We start from the raw sequence: 15,422 nt of genomic DNA, 5'->3' as shown, positions 1-15,422 counted from the left end.
CCGGCTGACTCCTCTGGGAGACGGCAGTGGTTCCGGGCTCAGGGCGGCACCATGTGGCGACCGCCGCGGTGGATGGATGGATCCACCGCGGCGGTCGCCCCTCCCTCACATGCTCGGTTCATGTGAAGGCCCACGACGCGGGCGCCTCGGGAGCTAAGCCCGCGCCGTGGGGGTCTTTCAGTGCCGGCGTGAACGCTGGGCCATCAGCCCGCCGCCGGCCGCCAGCGCCACGAGTCCGGCCAGGACGAGCCACAGGGCACCGTCCGGAGCGCCGGCATTCGGGATCGTGCCGAGGTCGTCGAAGGTATTGGTCAGCGTGACCTCCGCCTGTGCGCCGTTCTCGCCGACGATCGTGATCGAGGACGACTTCGCATCGTCGTCGACCGTCACGGTGACGTCATCGGAGCTCCACTGCACACCCGACCAGAGCACATTGCCCGGCAGATCGGCCTCGGTCGCCGACTCCGTCAACGTGACCTCGGTGCCCAGCAGGACCCCGTCGATGACGACCGGCGTGCCGGCGGTGATCTCGGTGTCCTGGTGCTGCTCCTCGCCGTGGAGATCGGTCCAGGAGACCCGCACGGGGAACGAGGCGCCGGCCGGCACATCCTCCGCGCCCTTACCATCGAGCGCCTTGACCAACTCCACGCTGCCGGTCAGGGCAGTCACCGAGTTCGCCAGATCGACCGCGACATCATCGGCCGCCCCGATGACGACCACCGCAGTGCCATCGTCATGCGTGGTGACCCGGTCCCCGGCCCACACCGGACGATTCCAGGTGAAGCTGGCCGAGTCGTCCGGTCGGACCTCGCTGAGCGCGACCTCGGTGCCGTGCGGAAGATCCTCGCCGAGCGAGACGGTGGTGCCGTCGACCGGAACCGTCAGCTCCTTGACCTGCTCGGCGCCCTCCTCGTCGAGCCAGCTGGCGATCACCGTGAAGGTCTCGGGCACATCACCGTGCTCGGGCGAGACACCGGTGAGCTGCTTGCTCACCGAGAACGTGCCCGGTGCCCAGGTGGCCTCATTGGTGATCGTCACCAGTGTGACCTCGCTCTGCTGGTCGGAGACCACCACCGTGGCACTGCCGTCGCCGTTGTCGGTGACGTCATCGCCGTCGATGGTGATGGCGTCCCAGATGACCGTGTCGATCGCGGGGGCATCGCCCTCGGTGATCGTCACCACGGTGCCGGCGGGCAGGTCCTCACCCAGCTCGATCGGCTGGTGGGCGTTGATCATCAGCTCACGGGTCTGCTCCTCGCCGTCGGCATCGGTCCACGACACCGTGACCGGGAACTCCGCGTCGTCACCGACCTCACCGGCCGCCTCACCGGCGATGCCCTTGAGCAGACTCAGGCCCGCCGTGGACGTCGCAGCATGGTTCTCGACCGTGACCAGGGCCTCGGCGTCACGGCTCACCGTGACGACGGCCGATCCACCGTCGACGCTGACCCCGTCACCGGACCACACCGGCGCACCCCAGGCGATGCTCGAGCCGTCCTCCAGCGGCGTCTCGGTCAAGGTGACCTGAGTGCCGATGAGCAGCTGCTCACCGAAGGGCACCGGAGTGCCGTCGGTCGGCAGGTTCAGCACCTTGCTCTGCTCGGTGCCGCCCTCCTCTGTCCAGGTCGCGGTGACCTCGACCTCGCCGGGGACCGCCGGGTTGCCGGCCTGGTCGCCGGTGACCTCCTTCGCGAGAGCGAAGGTGCCGACCGTGCGCTCGACCGTGTTGGTCACGGTGATCGTCGCCGGCTCGGTGGCGTGCTCAGCCGTCACCACGATGCTCTCGGGGCTGATCTGCACCGGGCCCCAGGTCAGCACATCGTCATCGGCGGGCAGATTCTCCGAGAAGGTGACCTCTGCGCCGATCGGCAGATCGTCCAGGACGACCGGCTCACCCGCGGTGACCGCGAGCTGACGATCCACCTGGGCGGGAATGTTGTCGCCCAGGCCGCTGACGTCGATCGAGGCGTTGATCATGAACTCCTGATCAGCATCGACCAGATCGACGGCACCACCCTCGATCTCCTTGAGAATCTCCAGGCTGCCCAGCTGTGCGGCGTTGGTCAGCTGCACCGCGATATTCGTCCGCGGCGTGATCTCGACGACCGCGGTGGTGCCATCGGCAGACGGCGTGACACCGTCGGTGGCGGCGAACACCGGGGCACCGAAGACGACACCCGGCACCGACGGGAACGTCGGCTCCGACAGCTCGAAGGTCCAGCCATGGCCTCGCGGCGTGAAGCCGCTGACCGGATCGCCGTTCAACGGCACCTGGAGGTCGTACTCGTTCTGCGTGACGCCGGTGGGATCGACCTCGGCCACGTGCACCGTGAACATCGTGCCGTCGGGCACGAACTGAGCACCGGGGGTGTCGGCCAGATCCTTCGAGATCGCGACCGAGCCGCGGGTCACGCCCTCGCCGGTGCCACCGGCCCGGTTGTTCTGGGTCACCGTCCGGTTCCAGCTCGTGGTGCCGAACTCGACGTCATTGCTGTACTCGGTGCCCGGGGCGTCCATGCCGCCGCTGGTGGTGCAGGTCGTGTACTCGATGTAGTACTGGTACTCGCGGCTGAAGCCGTCCGCCGGATCGAGGGTGAAGGTGATCTGGCCGGTCTCCGGATCGTAGTCGACCTCGGTCGAGTCGGTCAGCTCCACCGTTCCCAGTCCGCCGTTGTCGATCTGGTCGATAGCTCTGACCCTCAGACGCAGCGACTCGGCCACGCTCTCGCCGCCATCGCAGACCTGATGGGTGCTGCTCAGCGTGTCGGTGATCGTCAGCGTGTCCTCGCCGTCCACCAGCTCGCCGGGGATCCGGACGTTCCAGTTGATGGTGGTCTGCGGCAGGTAGTCCTCGTCACCGATGGTGACCGCGCCGCCGTTGATCGCGCCGCCCTTGCCCTGTGCGCGGTCCGGAACCCGTGTTCCGCCGGTCACCACAGCACCATTGATGCTCGCCTCGTTGGTGAACTGCGTGCCGGCCTCGGGCAGTCCCTCGGCGGTGGCGCAGGTGGTGTATTCGATGATGTAGCGCCAGTCCGAGTCCTTGAATGCGAAGTCGGAGTCATCCGCGATCGCGAAGTCGACCGCGAACGAGGTGTCGGTGGGCGTGCCGACAGGCGTCGCGACGAGGTCACCGGTGATCTCGGTCCGCCGATCGTTGCTCGGACCATAACGCTCGTAGATCCGGATGCCCGAGACGGTGTCCTCGCACAGCTCGTGCTCACCACCGAGCGTGTCGGCCAGGGAGAAACCGTTCTCGCCGACCAGCTCGCTGCCGGGGACCTGGATGCTCCAGCGGATCTTGCCATTGCGCTCGGCGCCGCCGAGGACGCTGCCGGACTTGGTGGTGCCTAGGTGCCAGGGACGGTTCTCTACCCGACCGATGCCGATCCCGGCCTCGCCCCAGCCCTCGACCTCGGCGGTGTTGTCGTAGACGGTGCCGGCCGGGTCGATCTGACCATCGGGCGTGCAGGTCCGGTAGGTGATGCGGTAGATCACGTCAGAGGAGAAACCACCCTCGGGCGCCGTGAGCACGATGCCGAACTCGGCGTCGCCGGGCCCACCATTGAGGGTGGCGATGCCGGTGACGTCGTTCACGGTCTCGCCGCGAACGGTCTGAACCGTGAACCCGGTCGGATCGCACAGCACATGGCCCGCACCCAGGGTGTCGGTGATGGTGACGGTGTCCTGGCCGGCCATGTTGGCGCCCGGGACGTCGACGGTCCACGTCATCGACCAGTTGTTGCCGTTCATCACGCCCGACTTCGAGACCTCGCCGGGCAGCTCGATGCCATCGCCGATGCCGCCCTCGCCGGGCAGCACGACCGGACGGTCTTCACCGTTACCGTCGAAGATCACCTCGTCGGCATCGGTGCGCTCATTCGCGGTGACCTCGAACCAGAAGGTGCCGCGGGCGCCATCCCACTCCTCGACCCGGTCGTTGAGGGTGCACAGAGCCTGGGCGCTGGCCGGATCGGTGAGGCAGCTGCCCCAGACCGCGCCGTCCTCGCCGACCAGATCGAAGGGCACGGCGGCGTCGAAGCGCAGCTCCGGCGGCAGGCCGACATAGAAGGTGTCACCCGACACCGGCTCAGCTTCGCCGGCGTCCCAGGTACCAGTCACACCGAGCGTGTCACCGATCTCGACCTGGCCGTCGCCCTCCCAGCTCAGTTCGATGTTGTCGACGACGATACGGGGATTCGGAGCCGCGCTTGCGGGGCTCGTGACGGTCACGATGCCGGCGACCGCCATCAGGGCGGCCAGGAGCATCATCAAGACCCGGCTCATCGGTCCGGGCGTGCGGTGCGAGGCAGGATTCGAGCGCAGGCGCGCCTCGATGGCCTTCAACATGCCGTGCGGCGATCTCATCGAGAAAGTACTTCCTGTCGGAGTGATTGGATAACGTGTCGTGCCGGAATCCGAGGGCCATCCTCGGTCTGAACGTCGGTCGCGTGGTGACTTCGAGCCGGATTTCACCCTCGGTTCACCCCGCGCTCCGCCGGGATGAGGCCGTGCTCCAGCGCGATGGCGACCGCGTCGGCGCGGGTGGAGACGCCGAGCTTGCGATACACGGACCGGCGCTGGGTCTTGATCGTGTTGATCGAGCGGAACAGCCGACGCGCGATCTGGGCCTCGGTGCCGCCGACGGCGAGCTCGCGCAGCACGGAGATCTCGGCCTCGGTGAGGTCCACGCCCCGCGCCGGCGGCGCGAAGGAGAGGGGAAGCCGACCGGTCAACGCCGCCAGGGCCTCCCCGTCCTCCGCACTCAGCAGTCCGAGCGGCCAGGTCATCCCATGTGACGCGACCAGGTCGGTGACGCGCTGCGCCAGCACCGCGACCGTCGTCGGGCCGGCGAACCGGCGAGCCGCCGCGAAGTCACGGACGGCCGCGTGCAACCGGGGACGCGGCGCGTCCTGGGCGAGGGCGAGATCCACGAGACGTCGCGGCGGTGCGGTCCCGGCGGACATCAGCGCGTCGTCGAGGGCCCGCAGCAGTGGATGGCCACCGTCCATCGGCGATCGTGTGGTCGCCGCGTCGTCCAGATGCCCCTCGGCGACGAGGACGAAGGCGTCCACGGCTCGCAGGTCACGGTGCTCGTTGCCTGCGCGGTCGAGGATCCGGCGGGCCTCACGCGCGTTCCCCTGCTCGAGGGCGATCAACGCGTCGGCGGCGGCCAGGGTGGGGTCGACGCGATGGACGCCGGAGACCGAGGGGATCGTCTGACGGAGCCGACGGGCCTCCATCATGTCCCCGTGCACCGCGGCGGCGAAGACGGCCAGCCCGCCGATCTCACGCCGAGCATCGTCGTCCGTCGCGGAGGCCATACCCTCGGCGAGGGTCACCAGCGCTCCATGGGTATCGCCGGCGGCGACGAGACGGCGTGCGCACGCGGCGTGGACCACCGGACGCCAGGGGCCGAGCGCCTCCCGCACCGTCGGCGGAGCGTCGCGCACCGCGGCCGCGACCGCGTGGGCGTCGACGATGTCGGAGCCGTGGCCGCGAGCGGCGGTGATCTCGCAACGCAGAGCGCGCAGGAGGACCCGCTCGGTTCCGCGTTCGGCACCGAGCGACCGCGGCACGACTCCCCCGTCGAGCCACAGCGCCCACCGCAGACGAGGGCCGGCCGTCTCCCGGAGCCGAGGATCGCGGTACCAGGGGGCGAGGATGCCCGGGTGGTCCGCGATGAGCCGGGGGCCGGAAGCGGCCAGCACGCGCTCCGCCGCGGCGAGGTCTCCCTCGCGCAGCGCCCGCACGAGCCGCGTGTCGGCGCGCACCCCGGCTGCGTCCAATGCCTGCCATATCTGGTCCGGCAGGGAGGAGGGGTCGTCGATCACCAGGACCAGGGGGCGATCACCGTAGGAACTCATCGCCAACAAGACGGTCGATGGGCGCGGATCTGACGCCGCTTTCGAAGTGATCTACATCACATTCTATAGTGAGACCAGCGATCGGGAGCGCTGGCCCTGTCATGTCCACGCTGGGAGTACTCGTGGTTCTCGCCTTCGACGATCAAGTCCTGCTCGACGCCGCCCGCAGCGGCGACGCCGACGCCATGGACACCCTCTACCGGCAGCATTCACCCGCCGTGCGGCGCGTGGCCCTGGCCCTCGACCCCGGACGCGCCGACGATCTCGTCTCCGAGGCGTTCACCCGGGTCTTCACCGCCCTGCGCTCCGGTCGCGGGCCGGACCGCAATCTGCTCGGCTATCTCGCCACCACCGTCCGGCGACTGCATCTGGATCATCAGCGCACCGGCAACCACGAGACACCGAGCTCGGATCGCGACTGGCTGCTGGACCGGCCGCACACCCACGATCTCCTCGATCCGGTCGATGAACGGCGGGCCGCGGAGGCTCTGAACGGGTTGCCGAAGCGCTGGCGCGAGGTGCTCTGGTGCCTCGATGTCGAGGACATGTCCGTCGCCGAGGTCGCCGAGCGCCTCGACGTCCCCGCGCCCCGGGTCTCGACGTGGGCCTACCGAGCCCGTGAGGCGTTACGGCGGGGCTACCTGCGCAGTCATGTCGCTCCCGCCGAACGTCTTCCGTGCCGGTGGACGCGGGAGCGGCTCAGCGTCCTCGTGCGCGATGGGCTCAGTCCCTCGGCCCATGCCAAGGTGATGCGCCACCTCGATGAGTGTCCTGACTGCGCGGCACAGCACGCGGTGCTCGACGACATCAACGACCGCCTCGGCGCCTGGATCTGGCCGGTCGTCCTGTGCGGCTTCGCCGGCCTCCCCGCCGCCGCATGGCCCGGCGGCCTGCGTCGCGACCAGGGTTCGTCGACGGGCTCCGCGTCGTCCGCGGTCTCCGGGCCCGTGGTCGCCGGTGCGGTCGGTGTCGCCGGCGTCGCCGCGCTCGTCGCGGCGCTCGTCGTGCTCTCCCCGACGGCCGCGCCCAGCGATGCCGAGGCGGCGAGTCCACCGGGCAGTTCCTCCACGCTGGCGGACGACGGTGACCCGGGTGAAACGCCGGCAGACCAACCCCCACGGCCGGCGAGCGATCCCGCCGAGCACGTTCGACCGGCAGCGTCCTCCCCGGCGGGCGAGCCGACACCTGCGTCGGATGACACCGCCGAGGTGACGCTGCCGCTCATCCCCTGGGAGACCCGGCCCACGAACCCGCCCGCCGTGGACCCCGAGACGGGGCCCGGTCCCGATCCGGAACCCGAGCCGGAGGAGCCCCACGAGGAACCCCAGCCGATGGTGCTGACCGGCTTGGCCTGGGAACCGATCGTCTCCCAGCAGATCTCCGAGGAACTCGGCATCTGGTCGACCCCCTTCGCCCCAGTGCCGACGGTGAGCGGCGAAGACGCCTCGACGATCCCGATCACCGCCGTCTTCACCTTCCCGGATCAGACCACGGGATTCATCGATATCGACGCCCGCGGGTGGACCTGCGATGCCGAGGCAGCCCCTGGCGGACCAGCCTTCGTACCGGATCCGGTCGACACACCGTTCCTCGGCCCGGGGAGCCCGCCGCTGATCTGCACCGTGGACTGGGACACCAGCACCACCCTGGCGCCCCTCGTGTTCCAGCTCCAGCCCGTGACCATCGGTGAGCCGCCCAGCGGGATCGTGGACCTCAGCGGTGAAGGTGTCGACCCGGTGACAACCAGCTTCTGATCGCCGCCCTCCGGGCCGCCGCAGGCGGGGAAGGGGTCGACGCGCACACCCTGCTCGCGACGATTCGTGCTCGCCGCCGTCAGGCCATCACCCTCTGGGGTCGCCATCGGTGGTTGCGTTTCCATGGGGGTGCCGGGTCGTCGGAATCCGGGGATGGCGTCTGTTGGGTTGATGCGGTATTTCCCGTGTCCGGCGTGGATCTGTCGGTGGTGGGGGTACCTCCCTGCACGGAGCGCAGCGGAGTGCTTGGGGGAATCCGCGCAGACGGGGACGGCGTCTTTGATGTTGGCGGTGTCAGCAAGGGAACACCTGAAGGGTCCCCCCACACGCGGGGATGATACCCACAGGAGGGCTTCATCGGACACCACTGCGGCGTGTTCTTCGCTTCACCGGGGATCGGTGAAGCCGCTGGCGTGTCGCCGCTTTCGTCCCGCGGGGACGGAGGATGTGATTCCGGGGCTGCTAGGGCAACCGCAGAAACACATCCTGTGTCGGCCCCCGGAGAGCGGCACCGAGGGACGGCGCCGACGATCGCGATGGCGAATCAGCGGTTCCCTAGGCGCGGCGGCGGCGCAGCACGATCACGACCGCGGCCACGACGACCAGGAGCACCACGATCGAGCCGGCGATGAGGCCGGTGTTGCTGCCCTCGTCCTCGGCATCCTCGGCCGCGGCATCGTCGGCGGGCGTGGACTCACCGCCCGCCTCCTGCGCCTGCTGGCGCAGTTCCTCATCGGGCGCGGTGGCCGGTGCCGCCGTGCCGTCGCCATAGGCCAGCGCGACGAAGTCGCCCTCGGCGAGAATCTGCTGGTCCACGCCCTGCTGAGCGAACTCCCACGCACCGTCCGAGCCGATGTAGAAGCCCCAGAAGCTGTCGCCGGCCGGCATCGAGTCGCAGGACTCGACATCAGCGCCGGGGCGACCCTCGACCCGGCACACCACGCTGTCGCCGTACTCGGTCGTGCCTTCCAGCTCCAGCCCGGCACCGGTGATCGCGGCGAGCGCCGTCATCTGGGCCGCGTCCTGCGCGCACACGACCTGCTGCTCCGCCTCGAGCGCGCCGTAGTCGACGAGGATCGGGATATCGGCCGGATCCTCGCACTCGCCGTGTGCCGAGGCCGGCGCGGCGACGGCGACGAGGCCGGGCAGGCCGAGGGCGGCGGCTGCGAGCAGTCGCTTCATAGGGAGTTCCTTTCGATGGGGATGATGCGCGCCCGGCGGGCCGCCCGGCGCAAGGTGAGCAGGAGGGCGGGTCCGAGGACGACGATCAGCACGGTATTGGTGATCGCCCGCCCGGTGTCCCAGCCGGTGGAGGTCAGCAGGAAGAAGACCCCGAAGCGGCGGAGGTTCTCCAGCAGCGGGTCCCCCGGCACGAAGGACAACGACCCCGAGTCGATGCCGATCACGAAGGGCCAGGTGGACAGGTTCATGAGCAGGCCGAAGAGATAGGCGCAGACCACGCCGTAGACCACGAGCATCGCGATCTCGGCCTTCCCGGCGACGCGGCGTGACAGCAGCCCCGCCCCCATGCCGATCCACGCCGAGCACATCATCTGGAACGGCAGCCACGGTCCCACACCGGCCGTCAACAGCGCCGAGGCGAACACCGTCGTGCATCCGAAGACGAAGCCGAAGCCCGGACCGAACACCCGGCCGGCCAGGATCAGCAGGAAGAACACCAGCTCGATACCGGCGGTCCCGGCCCCGAGGGTGCGCAGCGCGGCGTTGACGGCCGTCAGCACGCCGAGGATCGCCAGCGCGCGCGAGTCGATACCGCCCTCGGACAGCTCCGCGAGCACGACCAGCGCGACGATCGGCAACAGCGCCATGAGCAGGAAGGGCTGGTCGACGCGGGTCGCATCGTCGGCCGGCTGCATGATCAGCGGCCAACAGAACATGACGATCCCGGCGAGCGAGGCGAGTGCCAGGACGGCCGCGGACCGACGGCCGACGGGCACGGTGGGGCTCACCATCGCGTCCGCTCCACCTGCGCCACGGTCAGCCACTGCGGTCCGAGCACCTTGGCGACCTGTGGCGCGAACGCCGGCGACTCCGCCAGCACGTCACGGACCGGGCCCGCCGACACCACCTGACCGTCCGCCAGCACCGCGACCGTGTCGGCGACCTGCGCGACGAATTCGACATCGTGGGTCGACAGCACCACTGCGTGACCGTCATCGGCAAGCTCGCGAAGCACCCGCGAGAGCTCGGCCTTGGCCGGGTAGTCCAGGCCCCGGGTGGGTTCATCGAGTGCGAGCACCCGAGGCCGGGCAGTGAGGACGATCGCCAGCACGAGCGCGAGACGCTGACCCTCGGAGAGGTCACGCGGATGGCGGGTGCCGTCAATGCCCGGGGCGAGCCGGTCGAGTAGCTCCCGGCAGGTGCCGGGCGGCTCACCCGCCTGCTGATCGGCGGCGGCGCACTCCTCGTCGACGTCCTCGAGATAGAGCAGGTCGCTCGCGGTCTGCGGCACGAGGCCGACGAGCATCCGCGCCTCATCGGCGGGGACGCTCATCGAGTCGGTCCCGTCCGGGCCGATCGCGACGCTGCCCGCGTCCCGGCGACCGGTGCCCTGCAATGCCCACAGCAGTGAAGACTTCCCGGACCCGTTGCGGCCCATCAGCACGCAGACCTCGCCGCCGCGCACCTCCAGGTCCACCGCGTCGACGGCGACGACCGGGCCGTAGGCGACGGTGATGTCGCGAGCGGTCAGCTCCACCGGCCCGTTCGGCACCGGTCGCGGTTCGGGCTCGGTGAGCACGAAGGGCTCGCTGCGCACCCGCTTGCGCGCCTCGCGCACCGAGAGCGGCAGGGGGTCCCAGCCGGCGAGCCGCCCGAGATCCACGATCGGCGGAGCGACCGGCGAGTCGCGCAACAGCTCCGCCGGATGCCCGCTGCGGACCGTACCGTTCTCGACCACGACGAGCTGGTCGGCGAACGGGATCACCCGCTCCATCCGGTGCTCCGCGACCACCACGGTCAGCGCGAGATCGTCGACGAGCCGGGCGACGGTGGCGAGCACATCCTCGGCGGCCGTGGGGTCCAGCGCGGAGGTCGGCTCGTCGAGCACGAGGACGCGCGGGTGCATCGTCAGGACCGAGCCGATCGCCACCCGCTGCTGCTGTCCGCCGGAGAGCGTGCGCAGCGCGCGGTCGCGCAGATCCGCCAGCCCGAGCAGGTCGAGGGTCTCCTCGACGCGGCGCCGCATCGTCGACGGCGCCAGCCCCAGCTGCTCCATGCCGTAGGCGAGCTCCTCCTCGACGGTGTCGGTCACGAAGCCGTCCAGCGGATCCTGCGGCACGTAGCCGACGAGATCGGCCAGTTCGCGCGGAGGTCGTCCGAGGACCGATGCGCCGTCGATCCGGACGTCCCCGCTCAGCGTCCCGCCAGTGAAGTGCGGGACCAGTCCGTTGAAGACGCCGAGCAAGGTCGACTTCCCCGATCCCGTGCGACCGGCGACCAGGGCGAGCTCGCCCTCGCCGATCGTCAGGTCGACCCCGACGAGGACCGGGAGGGGCGCGCCGTCGTAGGCGAAGGTGACACCGGTGACGTCGATCATCGGACCGCCCGCCGTGGCTCCGGGGTCGCGAAGGCCGGCACCGCCGCCACGAGCACCGCGACCAGCGCCATGATCGAGACATCGGGCGCCGTCGTGAGCGACGGGAAAGCGGCAACCGGATCGACGATCCTCATGCCGACAGCGGCGATGAGACCGCAGGACGCGGTCACCAGCTCCGCACTCCGCCAACGGTCCGGGCGATACCGCGTGCGCTGCACCCGCTCGCCCGCGCGCAGGAAGCCGATCGCGGCACAGCCGACGCCGACGGCGAGCACCGGCCAGGAGAGCCATCTCGGCGCCGTCTGGTCGAGGAAGGCATAGGTGCCGACGCACAGACCGAACAGGCCGGCGAGCAGGAACCCGCCGGTCACGGCCCGCGCCCGCACCGATGCGGTGCCGGCACGACCGTATCCGCGGGCGTCCATGCCCGCGGCCAGCGTCATCGACCGCTCCAACGCGTCCTCCAGCACCGGGACGACCAGCCGCCGCAGCGCCCCGACCCCCTTGCCGGGCTCACCGCGCAGACGACGCGCCCGGTGGACCCGCTGCACGCTCTCGGCGAGCTGCGGGAACACCGACATCGTGACGACCAGCGCCGTCCCCACCTCGTACAGCGCGGGCGGCACCGAGGCCAACAGCCGCTTGGGATTGGCGAGGGCGTTGGCCGCGCCGACGCAGATGACGACCGCCGCGAGCCGCAGGCCGTCGTAGAGTCCGGCGAGCACGGCCGTGGAGGTGACATCGCCCAGCAGCCTGATGCCCGAGATGACATCGGGAAGAGGGACCTCGGGCAGATGGATCAGTACCGTGTCGCCGGCGACCGATCCGCCGCCGAACACCAGCCGGTACAGCACACGCACGACCACGATGACCGCACCGAACCACAGATAGAAGCGGAAGGCACGGGCCCAGGGGGCGTCGCCGCGTCGACTGGCGACGACCAGGCAGGCCACCGCGATCACGAGGACCAGGACGACGGGATTGGTGGTGGCGGACGCGGCGGCGGTCAGGCCGAGTGCCCAGATCCACCAGGCGCCCGGATGCAGATCGCGGGCGCGACGCTGCCGACGCTGCGTGGGGCTGGCGGTGACGACCATGGTCCTGACCCCCCACTGCGAGACGCGACAGTGTGTCGTGATGGACCCGCCCGTCCGGTCTCCCGACTCGCCCGAAGGCCTACGGTTGCGCGACAGTGCCGGACTCCGACCGGCTTCCCCGCGACGAACAGGTGTCCACTGGCGTGGACTCCACGAGTATAGGAGGTGGCATCGGGGCGGACGGCACCGCGAGCATCGTCACGCCACGGAACGCCGAGCGCTGAGGGCCCTAGGACGAGACGGCGGCGCGAACGGTCTCGGGCGTCGCTCGCGCCGCCGCATCGACAGTCTGCCGCATCGACTCAGGTTCGCGCCACCGGCATCTCGGCGAATCGATGGTGCAGCTCCACCAGGCGGTCGCGCGCCAGGCTCGAGAGATGACCGTCGCCGAGCGCCGCGAGGAGCTCATACTGTCCGAAACCTCGGCACGCCGGCTCCTCGACCGCGGGCAGGAACTCCAAGATCGCCTGTTCGAGCGCCTCATAGGTGGCCATCGAGCACACATCGGCATGCACCGCGACGACGTCCATCGGTGGCCAGTTGCTCGATCCCCAGCCGAGCGAGTACCAGTCCGGATGCGCCACCAGCCACTCCACCGCGGTATCGGAGTCCGCCGAGGGGGCGGCCAGCATCCGGCAGCGCAGGATGTCCACTGCATCGTGGTCGACCTCGGCGAGCAGCACGTGCCATCGCTCCACGCCCGGATCACCGGCCCAGGCGAGCGCGGAGAACGCCTCGGCAAGCGTCGCGTAGATCGTGCCGTCCAGCCGGTGCGCGAAGACCGCGCCCCGGACGTCACAGGGCTCGCGGTCCCGGGCCCTCGGCTCAGAGTCGCGGAGGGCATCGGCCAGGACGTGCGCGAGGGCGAGCTCGACGAAGCTCATCGCGTCGCTCGCGACCAGGCTCGCCAGCACGTCGGCCGGCCAGCTCGCGGAGGCGTCGAGCCCACGCTCTCGTAGATCGCGTTCCAGGTCCTCGTACCCCGGCGGGGTGGTGGCGCCCACGATGATCTCCTCCGATCGTCTGCCACTCCTTGGACCTCATGGAAGCAGATAGCGGCGCATCGCGCGCGGCATCGGCCGCCACAACGGCTGTTTTCGGATGATCGTCTGATATTCCAGACAAAAAAGCACCTTTATGAGGTAAAGATCCACCCCTGGACGGATCTGCGGACTCGCGCATTCGGCTACCGTCGATCCGATGGACAGGGCACCGTTCCGCCTCAGCCCGCGCGGCAGGCAGTGGTTCGATATCGCGCTGACCTGTGCGCTGCTCGCCGTCGCGCCACTCGCGGCCGTCGGCATCAGCCCGGGCACAGCGGTGCTGACCGCGGCGCAGATCGTCCCGTTGTTCTGGCGGCGCTCGTATCCGGTAGCTGTCTTCGCCGCGGTCTACGTCACGCACGCCGCGCAGGTGCTCCTCTACGACACCACGCTCCCCGGGCAGCTGGCCTTCCCCATCGCCGTGTACTCGGTGGCGCGATGGCGGGGGCTGCGATGGAGCATCCCGGTATTGGTCCTCAGCCTCATCGCCGCCGTCGTCGCCGCGATCGACTGGATGCCGTCCTACGGCACTCCCTCCTACAGCACGAGCCTGGTCGCCTCCCAGGCCTTCGGCATCGGGCTCATCGTCGTCGTGGCATGGGTCCTCGGACTGCTCGGGCACACCCGCGAGGCGTACGTGAACTCGCTGATCGAACGCAGCGAGAGGGTGGCCCGGGAGGCCGACCAGCGCGCGCAACTGGCGGCGCAGGGTGAGCGCAACCGCATCGCCCGCGAGATGCACGATGTCGTGGCCCACGGGCTGTCGGTCATCATCGTGCAGGCCGACGGTGCGCGCTACGCCGCGTCCGCCCGCCCCGAGACGGCGGTCGACGCGCTGGAGACCATCGCGAGCACGGGACGGCAAGCGTTGACCGAGATGCGGTCGCTGCTCGGTCTGCTGCGCGAGAACGGAACCGGCACCGCCCCGCAGCCCGACCTCAACGATGTCCCGGCTCTCCTTGAGGAGGCCGCCGCGTCGATGCGGCTCGACACCGAGATCTCGGCGGACCTGGTCGGCGTTCCGCCGGGTGTCGCCCTCACGGCCTATCGCCTGCTCCAGGAGTCGCTCACGAATGTCCGCAAGCACGCCGGACCCCAGGTGACCACGACCGTCACGCTGCGCCGCGACGGTGACGCGCTGAAGCTGACGGTCCGCGATGACGGTCGCGGGGCCAGCGCGGCCGACGACGGCGGCGGGCACGGACTCGTCGGCATGCGGGAGCGGGTGGCTGCCCACGGTGGCGAGCTGCGGGTCGGGCCCGTCGTCGGTGGCGGATACGAGGTCGATGCGAGGATTCCCTGGTGAGCGATTCGATCCGCGTGTTCCTCGTCGACGACCAGCAGATGGTGCGGGCCGGGTTCCGGATGCTCGTCGACAGCCAGGACGACATGACGGTCGTCGGCGAGGCGGGCGACGGGGCCGAAGCGGTGCAGCTGATCGGCGTGACCTCCTGCGATGTCGTGCTGATGGACGTACGGATGCCACGCCTCGACGGGGTCGAGGCGACCCGTTCCATCACCGCGATGGCCGACGGTCCCCGGGTGATCGTGCTGACGACCTTCGATCTGGACGAGTACGCCTTCGCGGCGATCAAGGCCGGCGCGGCCGCCTTCCTGCTCAAGGACGCCGCGCCGCCGGAACTGCTGGGGGCGATCCGGGCGGTGTACCGCGGCGACGCCGTGGTCGCGCCGTCGACCACGCGACGGCTGCTGGATCACTTCGCGACGACATTGCCCGACCCCGCGGGCGCCACGGAGTCCCCCGACGACCGGCTCGCCGAGGTCACCGATCGCGAACGCGAGGTGCTGGTGCTGGTGGGGCGTGGCCTGTCGAATTCGGAGATCGCGAGTGAGCTGTTCGTGGCGGAGGCGACCGTCAAGACCCACATCAGCCGACTGCTGGCCAAGACCCGGTCCCGCGACCGCGTGCAGCTGGTCGTGCTCGCCTACGAGACCCACCTCGTCGGCGGTCACTGAACCCGACCCCCGCCGACAGCGGTAGGTCATCAACCTTTCCCTCCCCGCGGGCTCCCGGGCGGTGCGTACGCGTCCGTTCTCGATCGCGAGCGGTGAGTCAGCGTCCATCGAGCCGGCTGGATGGA

Annotated in this window: 10 protein-coding genes and 1 riboswitch; of the genes, 3 read left to right on the top strand and 7 right to left on the bottom strand. The window is 70.1% G+C overall.

Annotated features, from left to right (window positions below):
* Positions 1–177 precede the first annotated feature (177 nt).
* A complete protein-coding gene (locus FNM00_RS00050; RefSeq protein WP_143910976.1) occupies positions 178–4,368 on the bottom strand; it encodes a DUF5979 domain-containing protein in 4,191 nt (1,396 codons plus the stop codon).
* 104 nt (positions 4,369–4,472) lie between these two features.
* On the bottom strand, positions 4,473–5,867 hold the full coding sequence (locus tag FNM00_RS00045; RefSeq protein WP_143910975.1) for a LuxR C-terminal-related transcriptional regulator: 1,395 nt from the start codon (positions 5,865–5,867) through the stop codon (positions 4,473–4,475).
* Positions 5,868–5,968: 101 nt separating this feature from the next.
* On the opposite strand from FNM00_RS00045, the gene FNM00_RS00040 reads away from it, so the two are divergent.
* On the top strand, positions 5,969–7,621 hold the full coding sequence (locus FNM00_RS00040) for a sigma-70 family RNA polymerase sigma factor (RefSeq protein WP_143910974.1): 1,653 nt from the start codon (positions 5,969–5,971) through the stop codon (positions 7,619–7,621).
* A 555-nt stretch (positions 7,622–8,176) separates the two neighbouring features.
* On the opposite strand, the gene FNM00_RS00035 is transcribed toward FNM00_RS00040, so the two are convergent.
* The 5 genes from FNM00_RS00035 to FNM00_RS00015 all read right to left on the bottom strand — a co-directional run bounded on the left by FNM00_RS00035 (position 8,177) and on the right by FNM00_RS00015 (position 13,281).
* Positions 8,177–8,803: a hypothetical protein gene (locus FNM00_RS00035; RefSeq protein WP_143910973.1), complete on the bottom strand. Its 627-nt coding sequence runs from the start codon at positions 8,801–8,803 to the stop codon at positions 8,177–8,179.
* A complete protein-coding gene (locus FNM00_RS00030) occupies positions 8,800–9,594 on the bottom strand; it encodes an ECF transporter S component (RefSeq protein WP_143910972.1) in 795 nt (264 codons plus the stop codon). The genes FNM00_RS00035 and FNM00_RS00030 overlap by 4 nt, the downstream gene beginning before the upstream one ends.
* Positions 9,588–11,180 (bottom strand): ABC transporter ATP-binding protein, encoded by a 1,593-nt coding sequence (locus FNM00_RS00025; RefSeq protein ID WP_143910971.1) that lies wholly within the window; start codon positions 11,178–11,180, stop codon positions 9,588–9,590. Before FNM00_RS00025 ends, FNM00_RS00030 begins: the two co-directional genes overlap by 7 nt.
* Positions 11,177–12,277 carry an energy-coupling factor transporter transmembrane component T gene (locus tag FNM00_RS00020; protein WP_143910970.1) on the bottom strand — a complete coding sequence of 367 codons (1,101 nt, stop codon included), beginning with the start codon at positions 12,275–12,277 and terminating at the stop codon, positions 11,177–11,179. The genes FNM00_RS00025 and FNM00_RS00020 overlap by 4 nt, the downstream gene beginning before the upstream one ends.
* A 35-nt stretch (positions 12,278–12,312) precedes the next feature.
* Positions 12,313–12,424, bottom strand: a riboswitch (cobalamin riboswitch).
* Between the two features lie 155 nt (positions 12,425–12,579).
* Entirely contained in the window at positions 12,580–13,281 is a 702-nt protein-coding gene (locus FNM00_RS00015; protein ID WP_143910969.1) for a hypothetical protein, read from the bottom strand.
* A gap of 196 nt (positions 13,282–13,477) precedes the next feature.
* Here FNM00_RS00015 and FNM00_RS00010 point away from each other — a divergent pair, with 196 nt between their 5' ends.
* Entirely contained in the window at positions 13,478–14,626 is a 1,149-nt protein-coding gene (locus FNM00_RS00010; protein ID WP_143910968.1) for a sensor histidine kinase, read from the top strand.
* Entirely contained in the window at positions 14,623–15,297 is a 675-nt protein-coding gene (locus FNM00_RS00005; RefSeq protein ID WP_143910967.1) for a response regulator, read from the top strand. Before FNM00_RS00010 ends, FNM00_RS00005 begins: the two co-directional genes overlap by 4 nt.
* Positions 15,298–15,422: the final 125 nt, after the last annotated feature.

The sequence above is a fragment of the Aeromicrobium piscarium genome, from assembly GCF_007421815.1.
GTDB lineage: Bacteria > Actinomycetota > Actinomycetes > Propionibacteriales > Nocardioidaceae > Aeromicrobium > Aeromicrobium piscarium.
This window is presented reverse-complemented; position numbering and strand designations above follow the sequence as displayed.